Raw genomic sequence first — 18674 nt, 5'->3', positions numbered from 1 at the left:
TCCGGCGGGCGTCGGATCAAGCGCAGCCTGTTCATCGACGCCGCCGGCGTGCGCTTCCTCAGCCCGGACGAAGAACAGCGCCTGGGCCAGGTACGCCTGCTGGGCGACTACCTGGCGCAGAAGCGCCAGGAACTGCATCACTGGAACGAGGCCCTGGGCCCGGTGGCGGAGCTTTCGGCCAACCGCCGCCAGCTGACCAACATCGGCACCTTCCGCGCCTTCGCCCTGGCGTACCTGAAGAACCACCCCAACGTGCACCCGAACATGACCTGCATGGTCCGCCAGATGCAGACCACCGCCGAGGGCGTGCCGCTGGAGATCTACTGCTTCACCACCACCACGGTGTGGGCCGAGTACGAGCGCATCCAGGGCGATATCTTCGACTACCTGCTGGCGGTGCTGCCGGAGTTCGGGCTGAGCCTCTATCAGCAACCGAGTGGCAACGACATGCGTGCAGGTCTGGCGGGCAGGCACTTGTCCACCCATCAGCCGCGCAGCCTGGAGACTCTGAGCGACGCGTAATTTCCAAGGAATGTATTACTAGGTGTTTAGTCCCAGAGGTCATGGTGCATCCTTAACGCCCAATGAGGAGGATGCATTTTGGAAGGATGTATCCATGGCTCAGCGCGCACGACGCCACAAATCCGAGCCGAGCTCCAAGGGTCGAAAAAACGAATCGAATGCTCGCCGCCCACTACCGGCTGAACGTGAAGACCGTCATCAAATGGCATTCGTGAACCACTACACAAGATGCTCGGATGGGACCTGCCAAGCCATGTAGTGCCAAGTTGACAGTCTCTGAAGAGGAAGCTGGTCGAATTTCGGCAGCGCACGATGGTGTCCCTGGACGACATGCAGGGCCACCTCCATGAAGACTTCCCGCAGCTGAGCCGCAGCGCCTTACACCGCTGTCTGGCGCGCCACGGGATCAACCAAGCGCCCCAAAAACGGCACCGCAATCAAACGCGGCATCCTACCATCCGTGACCAGCGGCCAGATCGAGCGTATGAATCGGACGATCAAAGAAGCCACGATCAAGCCCTTCCACTATCTCGACTTCGCAACGCTTATGGCGCACGTACTGGCCCTTGTGATGGCCTACAACTTCGCCAGGCACCTCAAGGCCTTGCGATGGCACACTCCCTTCAAGGTGATTCGTGAGGCCTGGACGAAAAATCCAGAGCGATTCACTATCAATCCGCACCACCTCATTCCGGGGCCGTACACCTAGCGCACTGAGCACTCACACTCATCACCTACTGACTCACACCAACCGAATTAAAAGATTTACGAGCATCGATAAATGATAACTTACAAATTGAAATTGGTGATCACCTCTCATGACCAACCCGCCCAAGTCCACAGCACTGTATCCGAGACGCTTGGTAAATCCTGCACCCAACTAAAAGTTCGCATACGGCGAATTTCTACAGAAGCCATGGAGATTGAAATTGAAGGAGAGCGCACCCCTCTAGATGCAGCTCACATGAAATTATCTCAGACTTTCGCCAAACTCTACCCATTCGTCCGAGTTCTTGACGAACTAGGGGACGCGCTACGCAGCGAGGCCTACCCTTTGCTTGGGCATCTCGAACAGGAACTGCGCGGATTCATTAATGAAGCAATGGTTTATTCAGGGATAGGTATCGACTGGCTGGCCAAGGTCGGAAATGCACAGATCACTGCGCGAGTCATGGCAACTCAGCAAAAAGGACAAGGTGCCATTTACCAACATCCTGTTGAGTTCACTGAACTAGATCACTTACTTGAAATCGTGACCGTTGATCTTGCCGCCTGGGATATCGACAGGCCCGTGTCTGCCAGCGACATGTTCACCTTACTCCAAGAGGCAAAAGATCTTGAGGAGGTTCGGGCAACCCTAGCGCAGCGAATGCAAAAACGCAGTTTTTGGGACGTGGTATTTTCCTCGTTCTTCGACGACATGACGAGCTGGAGAAACTGGAAATCACGATGGAAAAAAGAAGTCATCACACTTCGAAACCGTGTAATGCACCATCGCCCTGTATTCGCATGGGAAATCGAAAAACTACGCCAGACAGCCCATGAGTTCACCAACCTATTGAAGTCACACCGAAAACAATTCTCTATAACAGAGGAAGAATCGGTTCGCGAAGCTGCCCAACAGTTAATGGACACCTTCCAGTCCCGCAGCGACCTTCACTTGGCGCTCGGTGGTTCAAAACAATCTGGGATATCAGTCTCCAGCTCCTCAAATTCGATATTCTTATTCGTGAGCAAAGAACCTACAATCGTTAATTATTTTAAAGCAGATAGCACCCATGAGGTGGTAATCCGATATGAGGGCGAAGGCCAAAGCGGAGACCAGCGGATGACTCGAGGCAATCTAGCCATTTACGAACATGCGAAAAACGGGCGTCAAATTCACATATTTGGATGGCAGAAAAAATCACGAGAATTCTACTACATCGGCCAAGCCGAATACAGAAACCATTACACCTACACGCGTGAAAATGGGCATCAAGGGATTATGTTCGAACTTAACTTAACCCCCTCTTCCAAGTTCAGCGAAAAGCTTGAATCATCATAGAACACCTAGTTCCACCCCCCCTGCAAGCGCGGGGCGAACTCATCCGGCCCGCGGCGTAAAAATTATGGAACTCCGAATGACGGCTATCAATGGCTACCAGTGGCCTTATGCCTACAACAAGCTAGAGAGGCTGGTTTTTGGTGCTGATGCGATTTTGCGTCAAGCTGCTGATTTCGCTTGGTCGTCATGCTGCATTCGAGATCACCCGCAATGGATCGTTCTGGCCTTCCAGACACATCGCAGGTCTCTACCAGAGGCCGAAAGCTGCAGCCATCCGCTATCGATCAATAGGCGCCGAAAGGTTAGAAAGAGGGGCCCCGGTGATCGAGCCCCTCTATCAAGCGGCGGGTAAGTCGACTTGCTTAGAGCGAGAAGCTCGCCGCGTAATCCCGCGCCGCAGGGCCGCAGATGCCTACCATTTCTTCATGGAGGTCTTCGGGCAATACCCGGTAATCGTCCAGTGTATTGTTGAGATGGTCTTTGACAATTTTTTTGATGTGAGTAGTAAGGGCATTTCGGATTTCGCCCTCCATCTCTTCTTGGGTCAGCTTCGTACCATAGTCGAAGATTGTCGCGTGCCATTGGTTGTCCACAAGATGGAAGCTCAGGACGCTACGCTTTGTATGCTGACTTTCCCGGAAGTATCCAGCACTGGTGACTCGGTGAAAATATGCCGAATCGATTCGGAAATGCTCGTCCTGATCACCAGCGGCTTCCGAGCCAATCAAGAACTCGGGAATCTCAAACACGAGGCGCTGAAGCACCTCCTCAGAGATCCCGAACAACGGCGTAACCCGAATCTGAAGGTGGCCAACGCGCTCCCAGAAATGGCGGCTACGCTGCGCGTACCATTTGAATGAGCATTTCACGTCCACCACAGCTCGGAACATGTTGAAGGCGTGGTTCCAGTTTTGGTACCCACCAGCCTTTGCGGCCAGGTTGAGGCCTTCCATGTACTTAACCCCCCGTTCTTTGGAGAGCTGCCTTGCGTGTTTCTTGATGTCTTGCAGGGTTGTTGCGGGTTGATTTTCTTTGCTCATGGCTATTTTCCTAAGCCCGGCAGAGGGGTGCTGTTCGCGATCCCCCTCAAGGTGCCAGGCGGATAGCTAGGCAATTTGGGTGTATCAACATGCATTGGCTAAGGCGAACACGAGGTCGATGTCTTACCTGGCCATAACCATACCTGACATCTCACAGGTTGGGGAGTAGGCACCTCATGTGCATTTCTGGCAGCCGTAAAGCACCGCCTTAGACACCTTCGCGACGAGCTACTTAACCAGTTTAAGCGACCGCAAATCGGCTCAAATGTCCCATTTGGTGGTGGTAGCATCCAAGCAACGACATCAGCACGAACGATTGAGCATGCCTCGTACCCAGCAAAACCTCACCAGCCTGAGAGACACCTTCAGCCAGATCCTCGGCAATCAGAAAGACCACTACACGGACACACGAATCCCCGAATTGCTCTTCAGGCTGGGCCTGGATGATTGCACGGAGTACAACTCCAAGAGGCGGCATCTTGAGAAAGCAGTAGAAGCCGCTGGTGATACTCAAATGGTGGCAGCCGCCCAGAAAGCTCTAGAGCTACTTGGCTTCGAGGTTCATGAGCGAGACCAGCTTCAAGAGCTTGTGTGGGATGATGGGACAGCACCTGTGATCCCTGGTCGCTACCGTCGAGAGCTGGCAGAAAAGCTCAACACCCTCGACCTGCATTTGGACAGGGCTGCGTTCGAACAGGTGCTCAGCGAGTTCTGGCGAATCGACACAATCTCGTTCGTAGACTTGCTCCGACCAACCCCTACACTCCGCCAGGAAATTGTCCGTCACCATATCGAAAATCCCGATTGGGATGCGGTGACGCTCTTCGACAAGCTCGGTGCATTTCAATCATCGCATGCCCGGTTTGGCCGATTCGTCGAAGCCTTGGCTTCGTCGCGAGTACTGCCCAGCGAACCCGCTCAGCGAAAGTTTATCGAGATCGTCAACGACATCCTCAAAGCATGTGGAGTCCACTTTGTCGTAGGAATAGGAGAGGATGCGTTCCTGACCGCCTCCTTGGCCTACGTGGGGTCAGGCAAGCAGTCATCCCCCAAGAATCTCATCTTCGCTTCCACCACAAAGCCCGACCTGCGCCTAGGTAATGCGCTGGATAATGATATCGAAGTCGTCACCGGCATCGAGGATGTGCTGATTTATGACCGACCTATCGGGAGTTCTGGGCTCCTATGGCGCGAACTCCAGGCTTGGTATGCCCAGACCTATAGCATCGATGAAGGCCAGGCCAAAAATCGCCTGTATCAACGCCTGAAAGCCTGCCTGCCTCAATCGTCGCCCCCTCAAGCGCTCGCCTTCACCAGCTTCTTCAAAGCCTTCACGACAGCGATTCCGGAGCTTCCGGTCTTGCTGCCAGAGGTCTGGTTTCACTGGGATCCCCTGACGGTCTCACGACGCGGGAAAGAGGCCTTGCTGAGGTCACGCATGGACTTCCTTCTGCTGCTTCCGGGCGGGGTGCGGGTTGTCATCGAGGTTGATGGCAAACACCATTATTCTGACCCTGATGGACGCCCAAGTCCCCGCCTCTACGCCGAGATGATGGCCGCTGACAGGGCTCTGAGACTTGTGGGGTATGAGGTCTACCGATTTGGTGCTTCCGAGCTCCTGGAGCCCAATGCCGAGGAGATGCTGATTGGGTTCTATCGCTCGCTGTTTGAGCGGTACTCGTTGTACACGGCCCCATGACTCTGGGCTTACCACCCACTAGCGCGGGCGCGATCAGACGCTTGTTTGGACTGCTAGGTTTACAGCTCGATCTCATCGGACTCAATTTGCCCTCTAATTGGCGCTCATCAATTTCAGGGCTATGACGTGTGACCAGTCGCGCATGAGCATTGACCACCTCCTGATTGGAACGACTAGAGCCAGGCCACGGGCCACGGTTTCAACCAGGGCTTTTTCCAGGACAACGGACAGGTTCACCTCCAACGCGCCTGCTTTGCTCAGCAGGTCACCATTGATCAGCATTTCAACTGCCTGTTTGGGGCACCTGGGTCGTAGTCGATAGGCATGGCCAATATCCTCGGTTGAGCAAAGAGTGTGCGCTGACCTGCTACAAGCCTCAAGCATGGGGCGCCCCTTTTACTGAGTGCCTAACTGACGCGCGTGGCTGCGGTGAAAGGTCGGAGGCTCAGCATATTTGTAAGGCGAAGTTTCTGACACAGAGGTTTGCTCTGATTTCAGCTCCCATCAGCCATTCGTCACACAAGCCTGATCTAAGATGCCTGTTGGGTGAAGCGCTAGGACTGTGCGTCACAGCATCACCATGATCATGACCGCCGGAAGCAAAGTGTTAAGAAGATCGATCTCAAGGAGTGAAGAATGGCTTTCAAAACCCCGCCTACCGCCTCATCTGTGCCAGAGACACCCGACAAGCTTTTTCGAGAACTAACCCGCCGAAAATTCCCCGACGTACTGCCGCATCAGGCGAGCATGATGCAGGCTTATGCAGCTAAAGCAGTCGGCACTCCTGATGTTGCTCTCCAGCTACCGACGGGCAGTGGAAAGACCCTTGTAGGGTTACTGATTGCAGAGTGGCGCCGCCGCAAGTTCCGCGAGAGAGTCGTATACCTTTGCCCTACCCGGCAGTTGGTTCACCAGGTCGCTGAACAAGCGAATGAGAAGTACGGGCTCTCTGTGGCAACGTTTGTGGGTAAGCAGCGCGATTTCTCACCAGCGGACAAAACGGACTATCTGCAGGCTGAAAAAATCGCGGTTACAACCTACTCCAGCTTGTTCAATACAAACCCTTTCTTCGACCAAGCCGATGTCATCTTCGTCGATGATGCCCATGCCAGTGAAAACTACATCGCATCTCATTGGACATTGCGTATAGGCCGCCTGGACGAGCGCTATGCAGGCCTTCACCAAGCTCTGTGCAACGCTTTCACCCCCCACCTGTCCGCCACCGATCTCTCCCGGCTGCGCGGCGTCTGGGAGGACGTAGTGGATCGTACCTGGGTCGACAAACTTGCGACGCCCACGATCACTGCTTTGACTCCACAGATCATTGAGATTCTGGACGCACACACACCAGGCACCGACCTGACCTACCCCTGGTCATTGATCCGAGGGCACCTTGATGCCTGCCATATCTATCTGTCCTCCCAGGAAATCTTGATCCGCCCGCTGTTGCCTCCAACGTTCTCTCACCCTGCGTTCGAAAGCGCCAAGCAGCGCATCTACATGTCGGCGACTTTAGGTGCTGGTGGTGATCTAGAGCGTCTGACCGGACGAAAAACCATCCAGCGCCTTCCAGCCCCGGAAGGCTGGGATACACAAGGCGTCGGTCGACGATTTTTCATCTTCCCCGAGATGTCGCTCACCACTGATGAAACCACCGAGTTGCGAAAACAACTGATGCAACGCGCGGGTCGTAGCGTGGTGCTTGTCCCCAGCGACAAAACCGCAGATGCCATCGCCGAAGAGATCGATGAGAAGCTCAAGTTCCCCGTGTTCCGCGCGAGCGACATTGAAGAATCCAAGGCGGACTTCGTCGGACTGCACCAGGCAGTAGCCATTGTGGCCAACCGTTATGACGGCATTGATTTTGCGGGTGATGAATGCCGCTTGCTGTTCATCGAAGGGTTGCCCAAAGCCATGAACGCTCAGGAGCGGTTCCTGATGACCCGTATGGGGGCAAATGCCCTGTACAACGAGCGAATTCAGACACGAGTCGTCCAGGCGATTGGCCGATGCACCCGGTCATTGGAAGACTACTCAGCGGTGGTCGTTTCTGGTGAAGAATTGCCCGACTACCTGGCCGACCTTCGCCGCCGCCCGTTCTTCCACCCGGAGCTTCAAGCCGAGATCACCTTTGGCACCCATCAATCAAAAGACACCGGGCTGACCGACCTGGTAGAAAACTTCGAGACCTTTTTGGAGAACGATCGAGATTGGGAGTACGTCAACCGACAGATCCTCGACGAGCGAGATCGTGCTCATCAGCAATTCCTACCTGCTATTAACGAACTGTCTCAAGCAGTCGGGGCAGAAATTGACTACCAAACGGCGCTCTGGCGGCATGACTATGACGGCGCTGTAGCGGCTGCCGATCGTGTCCTGGGAACGCTGACAGCACCCGATCTGCGGGGCTATCGAGCCCTCTGGAATTACCTAGCGGGTTCGGCATGTCATCTCGCGGCTCAACGCGGCAATGCCGCCATGGCTGCAAAATCTCGGCAGTACTTCAAAGATGCCCACGGCTGCGCTCCAAATATTCCTTGGCTCACAGCCTTTGCGCGCAAAGAGGTCGGCGAAGCTGTAACCGCCCAGGCTGATGACCTCGCGCTGCAACAGCAGGTGGAGCGCGTTGGAGCGGAACTGACACGGTTGGGCCCTACCCATGACCGCGATTTCGCAAAGCTGGAGCAGTCCATCCTTCAAGGGCTGCGGCACCATGAGACTTTCGAGCGTGCTCAGAAGGATCTGGGATCGCTATTGGGCTTCAATGCAGGCAAAGTCGAAAGCGAAGGTTCTCCAGATCCTTGGTGGATCTCGGGTGGGCGGTGCATCGTGTTCGAGGACTACGTGAACACCGTTGACGGTACGCTGAGTGTCACCAAGGCTCGCCAAGCCACATCACATCCTGACTGGATGCGAGCAAACGTGGCCGAGTCCGCAGAGTGCGAATTCCAAACGGTACTCGTTACGCCGGCAACCAAGATCAGTGCCGCCGCTACAGTCCACGCTGCGGGGCTGCTCTACTGGGGGCTCGAAGACTTTAGGGCTTTCGCTGCCCATGCATTACAGGTGATCAGGCAATTGCGGACAACCTTCTTCGAACAGGGTGACCTGGTCTGGCAGGCTGAAGCCGCCGAGCAACTGAAACAGCAAGGCTTGGATTTTGCCTCCATCTGCAACCGCTTGCTGGCCAAGCCTGTTGTGGAGTGCATGCAGGCGGTCTAATCGAGCCTGCGGACGTGTGTAATCAGGGGAAGGATAGCCTTCCCCTTTTCGATTTTGAGGCCATTGGCCTGCTTCAAGCAAAACCCTATAAGGGTTCAAAAATATTCAGGTCAATGAAAAGTGCATTACATGGTCAGAAACGTAGGCTTATCAAAGTCGGTGTCGTACCGCAGACTCCGGTAGAGTGAACCATCCTCCCATGGTGGAGTGGAAAACGAATCCCCTATGTGCCAGTCAATTTTACTAGCACATGCTAATTCGGCTTGTGCGAGGGGTTGATAGGTAGAGGCTAACTTGAATCGTTCCGTCATCGCGGAGCTAGTACTTGGATGCCAGGACTGCTCAAGCAAGACAGCTCGATTTCTTAGCTGCTCGATTAGTTCGTGACGCTGCTTCGCATCAAGGCATTCTACAAAGCAACCTATTACTGCGTAATCAAGAGAGCTTGATGAAATCGAAAACAGATGTTTAGACTTATCTTTTGCATCGAAATCCCAATCTTTCCACCTATCGAAAGATGCCTGCCATAGCCGCTTTCGCTCCTTTAAGGGCGCCCTCTGCCGAAAGACTGATAGCGCCGATGCTACCGGTTTCCTAGCCATATCAGGCGTGATCATTGAAATCGAGCTCACATACATATCGAGCGCCCAGCCCTCAGCATGCGCTAGCGCACTTCCTAATGCCTCTTGGATTTGAGGGTAGCGAGACGGATATTCATTTATAACCGATAACCACCGTGGCCACTCTGTAGGACTTTTTGAAGCTTCCCGCAACAACACTTCCCATTCGTTAGGGGAGGACGGTATATCTCGTCTAGCATGAGTAACAGAACGATGAAAAGCCCAAAATTTGAATATCCAGTTCTGGCTCGCTACTGCCAACGGCATGATTTTTTCAATAGGGGCGTGATGCGTGTAGGACGCCACTTCAAAAAAATCTTTTTCACCTTCAATGAGGCTCTGCAGGAGAGGTACATTATACCGGTGCAGTGCAGCTGCCGCCTGGAGCTTTATTGGTGAACGATAGTCCATCCAAAACTGGTCGACTATCCACTCTACCGACTTCCAATCTTTATTGGCAATATCTTCCTTAATTTCACGGACATAGCTCTCACTACAATAATGCCTATTAATTAATTGCTCGCTATCGACATGACTTTCCTTTATCAAGCCGGCAAGAGCAGCAACAACCCACTCAGGAAGAATGGGATTTATCCTGTAAACTTCATCCCATAGTTGATCATCACAATCAAGCGCCGCCGCAACTGCTAGTAATGTTGCTAGCTCTGCCTCAGGCCTCATCAAACCACAGGGAAAATCGAAAATCTTGCGCACAAGCCAGCAGAATATACGATCAAACTGTTCAGGCTCACACCCCACGAAGTACTCTCTGCCATTCCACAGAAAAGGAAACTCATCAACTAGTTTACTAAGCACCAATTCGAATGAAGCCTCTCCATATTCAAGAAGGGAGAAACCAAGCGATTCAGGCTGCAGAGGCTCAGCACCATTAATTCTACTCGCGATACCAACTAAAACCTCTTGCTGCTTCATGAGTACTTCCATATCAGGTGTTCAGGTTTAGCACTTTGATTCCAAAAGCTTTGGAAAGCCTGCAGTACGGGCTCAGGATAGGTTACCTCCTGAACAATACAATGCTGCGCACCAATGTGATTTATCGATGCACCAAGAGACCATACTCGTGTGCGGCCTCGACCTAACCCTGGGAAAATTAGAAACCTATCATGAAAGCTTTTCTGAATACCCCAGCTCATGCGAAATTCAAGCTTCATAGATGGCGCCCCCGTAAAAGCCTGATTCAGTAATTCGTGCTGAGCAGTTATCCATTTCACGCGATCTGGCGCGTCAGCTGGATCGGCCTCAGTTAACTCGTCGTCCGCATCATCTGAGCAGTCCGGACGCATCTTTGATGGTTTAGCAGACGTTAATCCCCAGAGCTGAGCTCCCGCGTCAGTACAAAAAGCAAGAGTGTTGAGAATGTCGTTTGCCGACAAGTATGGATCCCATAGGTAGACTGCCCCTTGACTGACGGAGCGAATCAGTACGCGCAAATCATCCAACGCTCGAAGCCTCTCATCTTGCCTATTACTTCCTTCAAGGCCATATTGCAAAAATTTACGAGATGCCACCAACTGCTTCATCTTTGCTTTCAGCTGCCTTATTGCTTTCCAATCAACTTCCTCAGGGTGTCGTGGTTGCCGATGATTTCGCCATCCTCCTGAGGGTTCCATCAGCGCGATTTCGTGTGTTTCGACATCTCCGCTAGGGCCAGTTACTCTGAATCGCCTTGGTGCCTCCATTCCACTACTAGTTTCTGAATAAACACGCCACTTCCCTCCTTGTGCAAACGTAGTTGACGCAGCAAGGAGGATGTTATTTTCCACATCCCAGACCGAAAACTGTAAATCCCCGGAAGCTTGCGGTATATCTATCACCGTTACACCCTCGCTCAAATCAAAGCGAGCAAGGCAAGAAATTATACCGTCATGCTCAATACGATACTCCGCAAGTATAGCTCGTGGCGAAACGACAGGACTCCAGGCCAAGCATATCTCAAGCGGCTTGTTAGGGCGCCGACGAAACTCGGCAAGCAATGCATTGGCAGGAATTTGGAACAGCACATCGCCTATGCGATCAGGGACACTTGCAAGGTTCAGCGGCAGCATCGTCACGAGCCACTCAGATAGCTCTTCGAAAAGCGCCTCTTTACGAACTAAATCCACCAATCTCGACTTACCCTCATCCTTGAGCTCAACAAGGTATGACCCAGACCAATAGTTATTCTTTAAAACTGCGTTAAGTGGCACTTCAATCCGCGAGTCCGGAGGGCAAAATACTGGTGGAGCGGCTACTAAACTTCCAACCTCAAGAGCAGGCTGCCCCGGTGGCGCCCAAGTCCCACTACGACCATAAGAGCTGAGACTTTCCATAAGCTCGCCGATATCCACGGGACGCTTTGAAACTCTAAAACTCCACCCTCCAAAACCTTTTAGCTTTTTTGATTTTGCATCTAGAAAAGGCGATTCAGGTGAGATTGGCTTTTCACCCTGTTCCGCCACATAAATAGAGAAGATATTTCGTACAACTTTCTTACCATCCGAATCGGCACCAAATGCAATGACTTCAACTGCTTCAAACCATGTAAACTGGCCCAGCAGACCCGGAGCAATTAAATCGTTTAATGCACCAACTGCATCTTTAATATTCTGTAGTCTAGCCTGAGTCATTATCCCCCCGGAATATTTTGCCTTGCTCGCGACCACCGCCCCTGCCCAGCTCGACTTGGTAGATAAATACCGTAACTCGAACTAACACAGGCCGTTATGACCGGCACTAAAAATCTGATTTATCCGATCACCGCATCATGTGACAGGTGGCCGAAATCCTGGCAGTGTCGAATTAGCCTCTTACTGGAAAGAAACCACATTCAAGGTCAACGGGATGAAAAGCGTATCCCCGCTTACGTCCCAGCTTCTGTTCCTGCTCACCCATGCATGGGTACCTTAGCTATTGAAATTTGTTCGGCAGCGCGACTCGTCAAATCTCAGGCACGATGAAACCTCCCGAATTGATGCTTCGGGATAGTGTCGGTGTCTTCGGTGGCGCAGCTGATCCATGCCATGCTCCTACGGCCCTCCTCACCTTTCAGGCGAGGGTTACTGGGCATCCGGGTGTCCATACGCAATGGCACAATACTATCGTCATTGCCCTGTTCTGGGGAACCAAGTGCCTTTCCGCTGCGGCTACCTGGAGGGGCTGGGGGCTCGCGTGGTGAGGTGGAGGGGAATGGTTTGGCGGACTTTATGGATTGCAGGAAGGAAGAGTGTCCATGGATTTGAGGAAAAATGGACAATGGACAAAAAAACTTAACCTGTTGATCTACATCACTTCTCCATGTCCATTTCGGATAAGAGCTCACACGTACAGAACTTCGACAAGACCATCGTCTCGATCCCCACCTGGCGCCTGATGAGCGAGTCATTCCGCAACTACCGCGGCATGCAGCAATCCGGCGGGCGTCGGATCAAGCGCAGCCTGTTCATCGACGCCGCCGGCGTGCGCTTCCTCAGCCCGGACGAAGAACAGCGCCTGGGCCAGGTACGCCTGCTGGGCGACTACCTGGCGCAGAAGCGCCAGGAACTGCATCACTGGAACGAGGCCCTGGGCCCGGTGGCGGAGCTTTCGGCCAACCGCCGCCAGCTGACCAACATCGGCACCTTCCGCGCCTTCGCCCTGGCGTACCTGAAGAGCCACCCCAACGTGCACCCGAACATGACCTGCATGGTCCGCCAGATGCAGACCACCGCCGAGGGCGTGCCGCTGGAGATCTACTGCTTCACCACCACCACGGTGTGGGCCGAGTACGAGCGCATCCAGGGCGATATCTTCGACTACCTGCTGGCGGTGCTGCCGGAATTCGGGCTGAGCCTGTACCAGCAGCCGAGTGGCAACGACATGCGTGCGGGGCTGGCGGCCAGGCCACCTTTGGTGACCTCGATGCGGGAATTCGACGAAGCCTGATTTAGGGATGCGTGGGAGCGGGCTTGCCCCGCGAAAAGGCTGGCACTGCCATCGCGGGGCAAGCCCGCTCCCACGGATCGCTGACGAACGGAAAGTTTTTTCAGCTGTGCACAATGGCCTTGTATTCTCACAAAGCACAAAGAAACAATTAGTTACAAGTATTTCAGAATTATTAAACGCCAGCCTTCGAGAAATACGAATACCCGCCTCTCCCCGCTTCTCCTAACCTGCAGCGAACAGGTCGCCCCAATGACAGGCGGCACGGTATCGGCCAAAGGACTGCGAGCAAGCGATGCGTCAGGACATCTCCCTGGAAAAACCACTCGACGAACCGGACCGCAGCGATCCGGCCAACCGCCGCAAGGCACTGGCCGCCGGCAGCCTGGCCCATGGCGTGCACGATGGCCTGACCGACGTTATCTATGTGCTGCTGCCTATCTGGCAGGCCGCCTTCGGCCTGAGCTATGCCCAGGTCGGCCTGCTGCGCGGCGCCTACGCCGGGATGATGGCCGGCTTCCAGTTGCTGGCCAGCCGCGGCGCACGCAAATGGGGGCGCGAAACCCTGCTTGTCAGGGGCACCGCCCTCGCCGGCTTCGCCTACCTGCTGGCGGCCCAGGCCACGGATATCAATCTGCTGCTGCTGGCGCTGATGATCGGTGGCCTCGGCGCCAGCACCCAGCACCCGCTGGCTTCGGCGCTGGTATCCGACGCCTACGAAGGTAGCGGGCGGGTCAAGCAGGCGCTGGCCCAGTACAACTTCGCCGGGGATATCGGCAAGGCGGTCATCCCCGGCCTGACCGGGCTGGTGCTGGTCTACATCTCCTGGCAGACCAACGCCACCCTGCTTGGCGTGCTCGGCATCGCCGCCGCCTTCGCCTTGTGGTGGCTGATGCCAAAGAACCAGGCCCACGAAACCGCCAGCAAGAAGACCAAGGTCGCCGACGCGACCGGCACGCCAGCCGGCCTGATGGCGCTGATCGCCACCGGCAGCATCGACAGCGGCGTGCGCATGGGCTTTTTGACCTTCCTGCCGTTCCTGCTGCAGAGCAAGGGCGCCAACACCGAGCACATCGGCCTGGCCCTGGCCCTGCTGTTCATCGGCGGCGCCTTCGGCAAGCTGTTCTGCGGCTACCTCGGCGCACGCCTGGGGCCGGTGCGCACGGTGATCTGCACGGAAGTGCTGACCGCGCTGCTGATCCTGCTGGCATTGGTATTGCCCTATGGCGCCCTGATGCTGGTGATGCCGCTGATCGGCGTGGCGCTGAACGGCACCTCGTCGGTACTTGGCGGCCTGGTTCCGGATTTCGCCCCACGGGACCGGCGCGACCGGGTATTCGCCTGGTTCTACACCGGGACCGTGGGTGGTGGCGCCCTCGCCCCGGTGCTGATCGGCGCGATATCCGACCAGGCCGGTGTCGTCGAAGGCCTGGTAGTGCTGGCCTGCGTGCTGCTGCTGACCTTGCCGCTGTGCCTGGTGATCTACAACGGCATGAAGGGACTACCGCGCCGCTGATCCGCAACATCGCTCCAGATCAAGAACAACAAGGACGTCAACCATGAGCAACGGACTGTCGCAACGATCCGCGCGTATCAGCGCGCCCGGCACCTCGAGCATGCGCAGCAAGGCCAACGCCCTGCGTGACGCCGGCATCAAGGTGATCAATTTCGCCGCCGGCGAGCTGTCCAGCGACGCCGCACCGGACATGCGCCACGGCGCCATTGCGGCGGTCCACGAACAGTGGAACCGCTACACCCCACCCCTGGGCAATCCGCGCCTGCGCCAGGCCCTGGCCAGCAGCGTCAGCCAGCGCCTGGGCGTCGACTACGGCGCCGACGAGATCGCGGTGTCCAGCGGTGCCAAGCAAGCCCTGTTCAACAGCGCCATGGTGCTGCTCGATCCGGGTGATGAAGTGATCATCCCGCGCCCCTACTGGGAGACGTTTCCCACCCAGGTCGAACTGGCCGGTGCCCGTCCGGTGTTCGTCGACACCAAGGGCGACAACCACAGCCTGCGCGCCGCGGCGGTCAAGGCCGCGCTGTCGCCGCGCAGCAAGGCGATCATCATCAATACCCCCAACAACCCCACCGGGGTGGTCTATGACCCGCGGGAACTGCTCGCCATCGGTGAGCTGGCCCTGGAGCACAAGCTCTGGGTGATCTTCGACGAGTGCTACCGCAGCCTGCTGCGCAACGGCCAGCAACACCACAACCTGGTCGCGCTGCTGCCCGAGCTCAAGGCCTCGACCATCATCATCGACTCGTTCTCCAAGAGCCAGGCGGTCACCGGCTGGCGCCTGGGCTATGCCTGTGCGCCGAAGGCGGTGGTCGCGGCCATGCACAACCTGCAGGCCCACACCACCTCCAATCCCAGCAGCCTGGCGCAGTACGCGGCGCTCAACGCACTGGATGGCGACGGCGCGCGGCGGTTCGGTGCCCAGGTCAATGCCCAGCTCGATCGCCAGCTGGCCATCGCCACGGCGCTGCTCGGCAAGCTCGAGGCGATCCGCTTTTCGCCACCACAGGGCGCGTTCTACCTCTACCTGGATATCACCCGCCTGCTCGGCAAACGCTACCAGGGCGAGGCGATCCGCGACGCCAGCCACCTCTGCGAGCTGTTGCTGACCGAGGCGCGCATCGCCCTGGTGCCCGGCTGCAGCAATGGCGACCCGAGCGCCGTGCGGCTGTCGTACTCGGTAAGCCCGCAGGACCTCGAGGAGGGCCTGGGCCGCTTCACCGACTTCATTGCAATGCTTGCCTGACCCCGGACTTTCCACAACCCGCGAGAACATGACATGAAGAAAACGGATTTCATGCTGTCATTCGTCGACCAGGCCCTGACCGATGTGCAGGACAAACGGCTGGCCAGCGCCCTGAAAAAAGGCTTCGAGGTGCACGCCGACCTGCTGGAGGACTACCTCGACACCTACCAGCGCATCACCGCCAGGCCCTGGTCACGGGAAAGCCTGTGCACCTTCTTCTGCGGCTGGCGCAGCCCGGACGGTGCCGCCCATGCGGTTTCAAGCATCATCGTGCGCTTGCTGCAGGAGTCCGAGGCCATCGACGATCCCCAGGCCCGGCTGCTGTTGCAGGACGCCGCCCGTCACTGCGGCGAGATCATCGTCGAGGACATCGGCCTGGGCGAGATGCACGGCCACCCGCACCACTCCAAGCTGTATGCGCGCATGGCCACCGCCATCTGCGGCTCGGAGGACTGGCGCCTGCAGGACCGCTACCTGAACCCGGTGACCAAGGAATTCTCCACCTGGGTAGGCAGCAAGCGGCCGCTCGCCCCGCAACTGGTCGAGGCCATCGAGATGATGGCGATGACCGAGCTGTTCAATACCGGGGAATACAACGTGATGACGCCCCTGTGGAAGGACTGGCTCAAGGAGGCGCAAGGCAAGACCCCAGGCGAGGCGCATCGCATCGCCTCGTTCCTCAGCGTGCATTGCGGCGCGGTCGAGGCGCAGCATTTCTTCCATGCCACCAGCGCCCTCGAACTCTACTGCCGCGCCACCCGCCAGGCACTGGACTACACGCGCATCGAGGCGCTGTCCTGCGAATACGTGAAAAGAGCCTGCGAGCACCTGGACAAGATGGAGTCGGTGCTCGCCGCCTGACGAACACCTCACAACAGGGATGAGGCATATGAACGTGATCAAGCGTGACGCGCGCATCGACCTGCGCCAGTTGTTCAGTGAAAAAGCCTGCCTGCGGGTACTCGAGGCACACAGCCCGATCTCGGCCATGCTGGCCAAGAGCGTGCGCCTCGGCGCCGGCGACAGCAGCCTGGGCTACGATGCCATCTGGTCCAGCTCGCTGACCGACTCGACCCAGCGCTGCCTGCCGGACATCGAGATCCTCTCGCCCAGCGACCGCCTGGAACGACTGAACGAAATCCTCGCAGTCTGTGACCTGCCGCTGATCTACGACGCCGACACCGGCGGCAAGATCGAGCATTTCGCCATCCATGTGCAGTGGCTGGCCCGCGCCGGGGTGTCGGCGATCGTCATCGAGGACAAATGCGGGCTGAAGAAGAACTCGCTGTTGGGCCTGAGCGTGCACCAGGAGCAGGAAACCATGGAGCACTTCTGCGACAAGATCAGGGTCGGCACCCAACATCGCCTGGGGGGCTCGATGATGATCTTCGCCCGCTGCGAGAGCCTGATCCTGGAAAAAGGCCTGGATGACGCCCTCGCACGCTGTCGCGCCTACACCGAGGCCGGCGCCGACGGCATCATGATCCACAGCCGCAAGAGCACGGGCGAGGAGATCCTCGAATTCGCCCGCCGCTTCAAGCAGACCCATCCGCACACACCCCTGGTCTGCGTGCCGACCAGCTACCCGCAACTGACCTTCTCGTGCCTGGCCGATGCCGGTTTCAATGCGGTGATCTACGCCAACCACATGCTGCGCGGCGCCTACTCGGCCATGCGCCAGGTCGCCACCAGCATTCTCGAGCACGACCGGGCCTACGAGATCGAGCCGGCCTGCATGCCCATCGATGAAATCCTCAGCCTGGTGCCCGGCACACGATGACCGACCCATCGGGGCCGCAACGCGGCCCCTTTGCCGGGTTTGCTCAGGCGGCGCTCAGGTAGGAAACCAGTTCGGTGACATGCCGCGGCATGCGCTCGAAATGCCTGACCAGCATCATGTGCTGCTGGCGCGCCCAGCTTTCATCGAGGCGTCGGGCCACCAGGCCACAGCCATCGAGATAAGGCTGCACCGCCGCATCCGATGCGATACCGATACCGACGCCTTCGGCAATCATCCGGCATAGCGACTCGGCGCCGGACACCTTGATCCTGAACTGGGCCGCGAGGCCATCGATATCGGCCTGCTGCTCGATCAGACGGCACAGTGCACTGTCGGTCGCCAACCCGACCTGCGGGTGGCGCAGCACGTCGCCCAGGCGCAATGAGGCGCTGGCGGCCAATGCATGATGCCTGGGCAGCACCGCCACGTAGTTGAGCACCGGCAGGGCGATCGAGGCGCAACCCTCCACAGGGTCGCTGCCGAGCACCACGCCCATGTCAACGGCGCCCTCGCGAATGCCGCGAACGATATCCCCGGCCGTGCGTTGCTGCAGGTCGATGGCGACATTGGCGTGATCGGCGAGATAGCGCACCAGCCGGCGCTGGGTCGACTCGAATGCACTGAAGCCTGCGACATACATGCGCATGCTTGCTCCGTCAGGCTCTTCGCGGTGGTCGAATTCGGCCTTGAGCACTTCCAGCTGGCGCAGGATCTTGCGGGCATGGATCAACAACCGCTGACCTGCCAGGGTCAGCACCAGCCCTTTGTGCTGGCGATGAAAAAGCCCCTCGCCAAGCTCGGCTTCCATCGACTTGATGCGCATGCTGGCGGCTCCAGGCGAGAGGCATGCACGCTTGGCGCCCTGGGTCAGGCTGGGGGACTCGGCGATCTTGATGAACAGTTTCAGGTCGGTCAGGTCAAGGTTCACGGTCTCTTCCTTGTAGTGTCAGGCAAATCCATTGTCGGAACGGGCGATCTTGAGCCGCCTGCGTCCATCTTGCCTGCCACCGTCAGCCGGGCAAAGCCTGCCTTGGTATTGCCCCCGTGAATGACGAAGGCGCCCA

The 18674-nt window shown here is 56.9% G+C and carries 12 protein-coding genes and 3 pseudogenes; 10 read left to right on the top strand and 5 right to left on the bottom strand.

The window, feature by feature from the left end:
* The 3 genes and pseudogenes from LU671_RS25325 to LU671_RS25315 form a co-directional block, all read left to right on the top strand.
* Nucleotides 1–522 (top strand): annotated as a pseudogene (locus LU671_RS25325) (mechanosensitive ion channel domain-containing protein); the annotation flags it as partial.
* 78 nt (nucleotides 523–600) lie between these two features.
* Nucleotides 601–1231: pseudogene (locus LU671_RS25320) on the top strand (hypothetical protein).
* A 72-nt stretch (nucleotides 1232–1303) separates the two neighbouring features.
* Nucleotides 1304–2569, top strand: coding sequence for a hypothetical protein (locus LU671_RS25315; RefSeq protein ID WP_232857308.1), 1266 nt, complete (start codon nucleotides 1304–1306; stop codon nucleotides 2567–2569).
* Between the two features lie 362 nt (nucleotides 2570–2931).
* Here the strand turns inward: LU671_RS25315 and LU671_RS25310 are convergent, their stop codons facing one another.
* Complete coding sequence (locus LU671_RS25310) at nucleotides 2932–3609, bottom strand: hypothetical protein (RefSeq protein ID WP_232857306.1); 678 nt, start codon at nucleotides 3607–3609, stop codon at nucleotides 2932–2934.
* A 322-nt stretch (nucleotides 3610–3931) separates the two neighbouring features.
* Here LU671_RS25310 and LU671_RS25305 point away from each other — a divergent pair, with 322 nt between their 5' ends.
* Nucleotides 3932–5308 carry a hypothetical protein gene (locus LU671_RS25305; RefSeq protein WP_232857304.1) on the top strand — a complete coding sequence of 459 codons (1377 nt, stop codon included), beginning with the start codon at nucleotides 3932–3934 and terminating at the stop codon, nucleotides 5306–5308.
* A 93-nt stretch (nucleotides 5309–5401) separates the two neighbouring features.
* Here LU671_RS25305 and LU671_RS29485 read toward each other — a convergent pair whose 3' ends face one another.
* On the bottom strand, nucleotides 5402–5692 hold the full coding sequence (locus tag LU671_RS29485; RefSeq protein ID WP_269806825.1) for a type II toxin-antitoxin system CcdA family antitoxin: 291 nt from the start codon (nucleotides 5690–5692) through the stop codon (nucleotides 5402–5404).
* A 252-nt stretch (nucleotides 5693–5944) separates the two neighbouring features.
* Here LU671_RS29485 and LU671_RS25295 point away from each other — a divergent pair, with 252 nt between their 5' ends.
* Complete coding sequence (locus tag LU671_RS25295; RefSeq protein ID WP_232857301.1) at nucleotides 5945–8530, top strand: DEAD/DEAH box helicase; 2586 nt, start codon at nucleotides 5945–5947, stop codon at nucleotides 8528–8530.
* Between the two features lie 125 nt (nucleotides 8531–8655).
* Here LU671_RS25295 and LU671_RS25290 read toward each other — a convergent pair whose 3' ends face one another.
* Nucleotides 8656–10083: a hypothetical protein gene (locus LU671_RS25290; RefSeq protein WP_232857300.1), complete on the bottom strand. Its 1428-nt coding sequence runs from the start codon at nucleotides 10081–10083 to the stop codon at nucleotides 8656–8658.
* On the bottom strand, nucleotides 10080–11777 hold the full coding sequence (locus LU671_RS25285; protein ID WP_232857298.1) for a VPA1262 family N-terminal domain-containing protein: 1698 nt from the start codon (nucleotides 11775–11777) through the stop codon (nucleotides 10080–10082). The genes LU671_RS25290 and LU671_RS25285 overlap by 4 nt, the downstream gene beginning before the upstream one ends.
* A gap of 694 nt (nucleotides 11778–12471) precedes the next feature.
* Between LU671_RS25285 and LU671_RS25280 the strand changes: the two are divergent.
* From LU671_RS25280 to aepX, 5 genes and pseudogenes are all read left to right on the top strand, one after another.
* Nucleotides 12472–13071, top strand: a pseudogene (locus LU671_RS25280) (mechanosensitive ion channel family protein); the annotation flags it as partial.
* Between the two features lie 292 nt (nucleotides 13072–13363).
* Nucleotides 13364–14584, top strand: coding sequence for an MFS transporter (locus LU671_RS25275; RefSeq protein WP_203651445.1), 1221 nt, complete (start codon nucleotides 13364–13366; stop codon nucleotides 14582–14584).
* Nucleotides 14585–14627: 43 nt separating this feature from the next.
* A complete protein-coding gene (locus LU671_RS25270; protein ID WP_232857297.1) occupies nucleotides 14628–15830 on the top strand; it encodes a pyridoxal phosphate-dependent aminotransferase in 1203 nt (400 codons plus the stop codon).
* Between the two features lie 33 nt (nucleotides 15831–15863).
* Complete coding sequence (locus LU671_RS25265) at nucleotides 15864–16691, top strand: hypothetical protein (RefSeq protein WP_232857296.1); 828 nt, start codon at nucleotides 15864–15866, stop codon at nucleotides 16689–16691.
* A 28-nt stretch (nucleotides 16692–16719) separates the two neighbouring features.
* Nucleotides 16720–17610 (top strand): phosphoenolpyruvate mutase, encoded by an 891-nt coding sequence (aepX, locus tag LU671_RS25260; protein ID WP_232857295.1) that lies wholly within the window; start codon nucleotides 16720–16722, stop codon nucleotides 17608–17610.
* Nucleotides 17611–17653: 43 nt separating this feature from the next.
* Here the strand turns inward: aepX and LU671_RS25255 are convergent, their stop codons facing one another.
* Nucleotides 17654–18538 (bottom strand): LysR family transcriptional regulator, encoded by an 885-nt coding sequence (locus LU671_RS25255; RefSeq protein ID WP_232857294.1) that lies wholly within the window; start codon nucleotides 18536–18538, stop codon nucleotides 17654–17656.
* Nucleotides 18539–18674: the final 136 nt, after the last annotated feature.

Origin of the sequence: Pseudomonas sp. NMI760_13 (assembly GCF_021283245.1) — a bacterium.
GTDB lineage: Bacteria > Pseudomonadota > Gammaproteobacteria > Pseudomonadales > Pseudomonadaceae > Aquipseudomonas > Aquipseudomonas peradeniyensis.
This window is presented reverse-complemented; position numbering and strand designations above follow the sequence as displayed.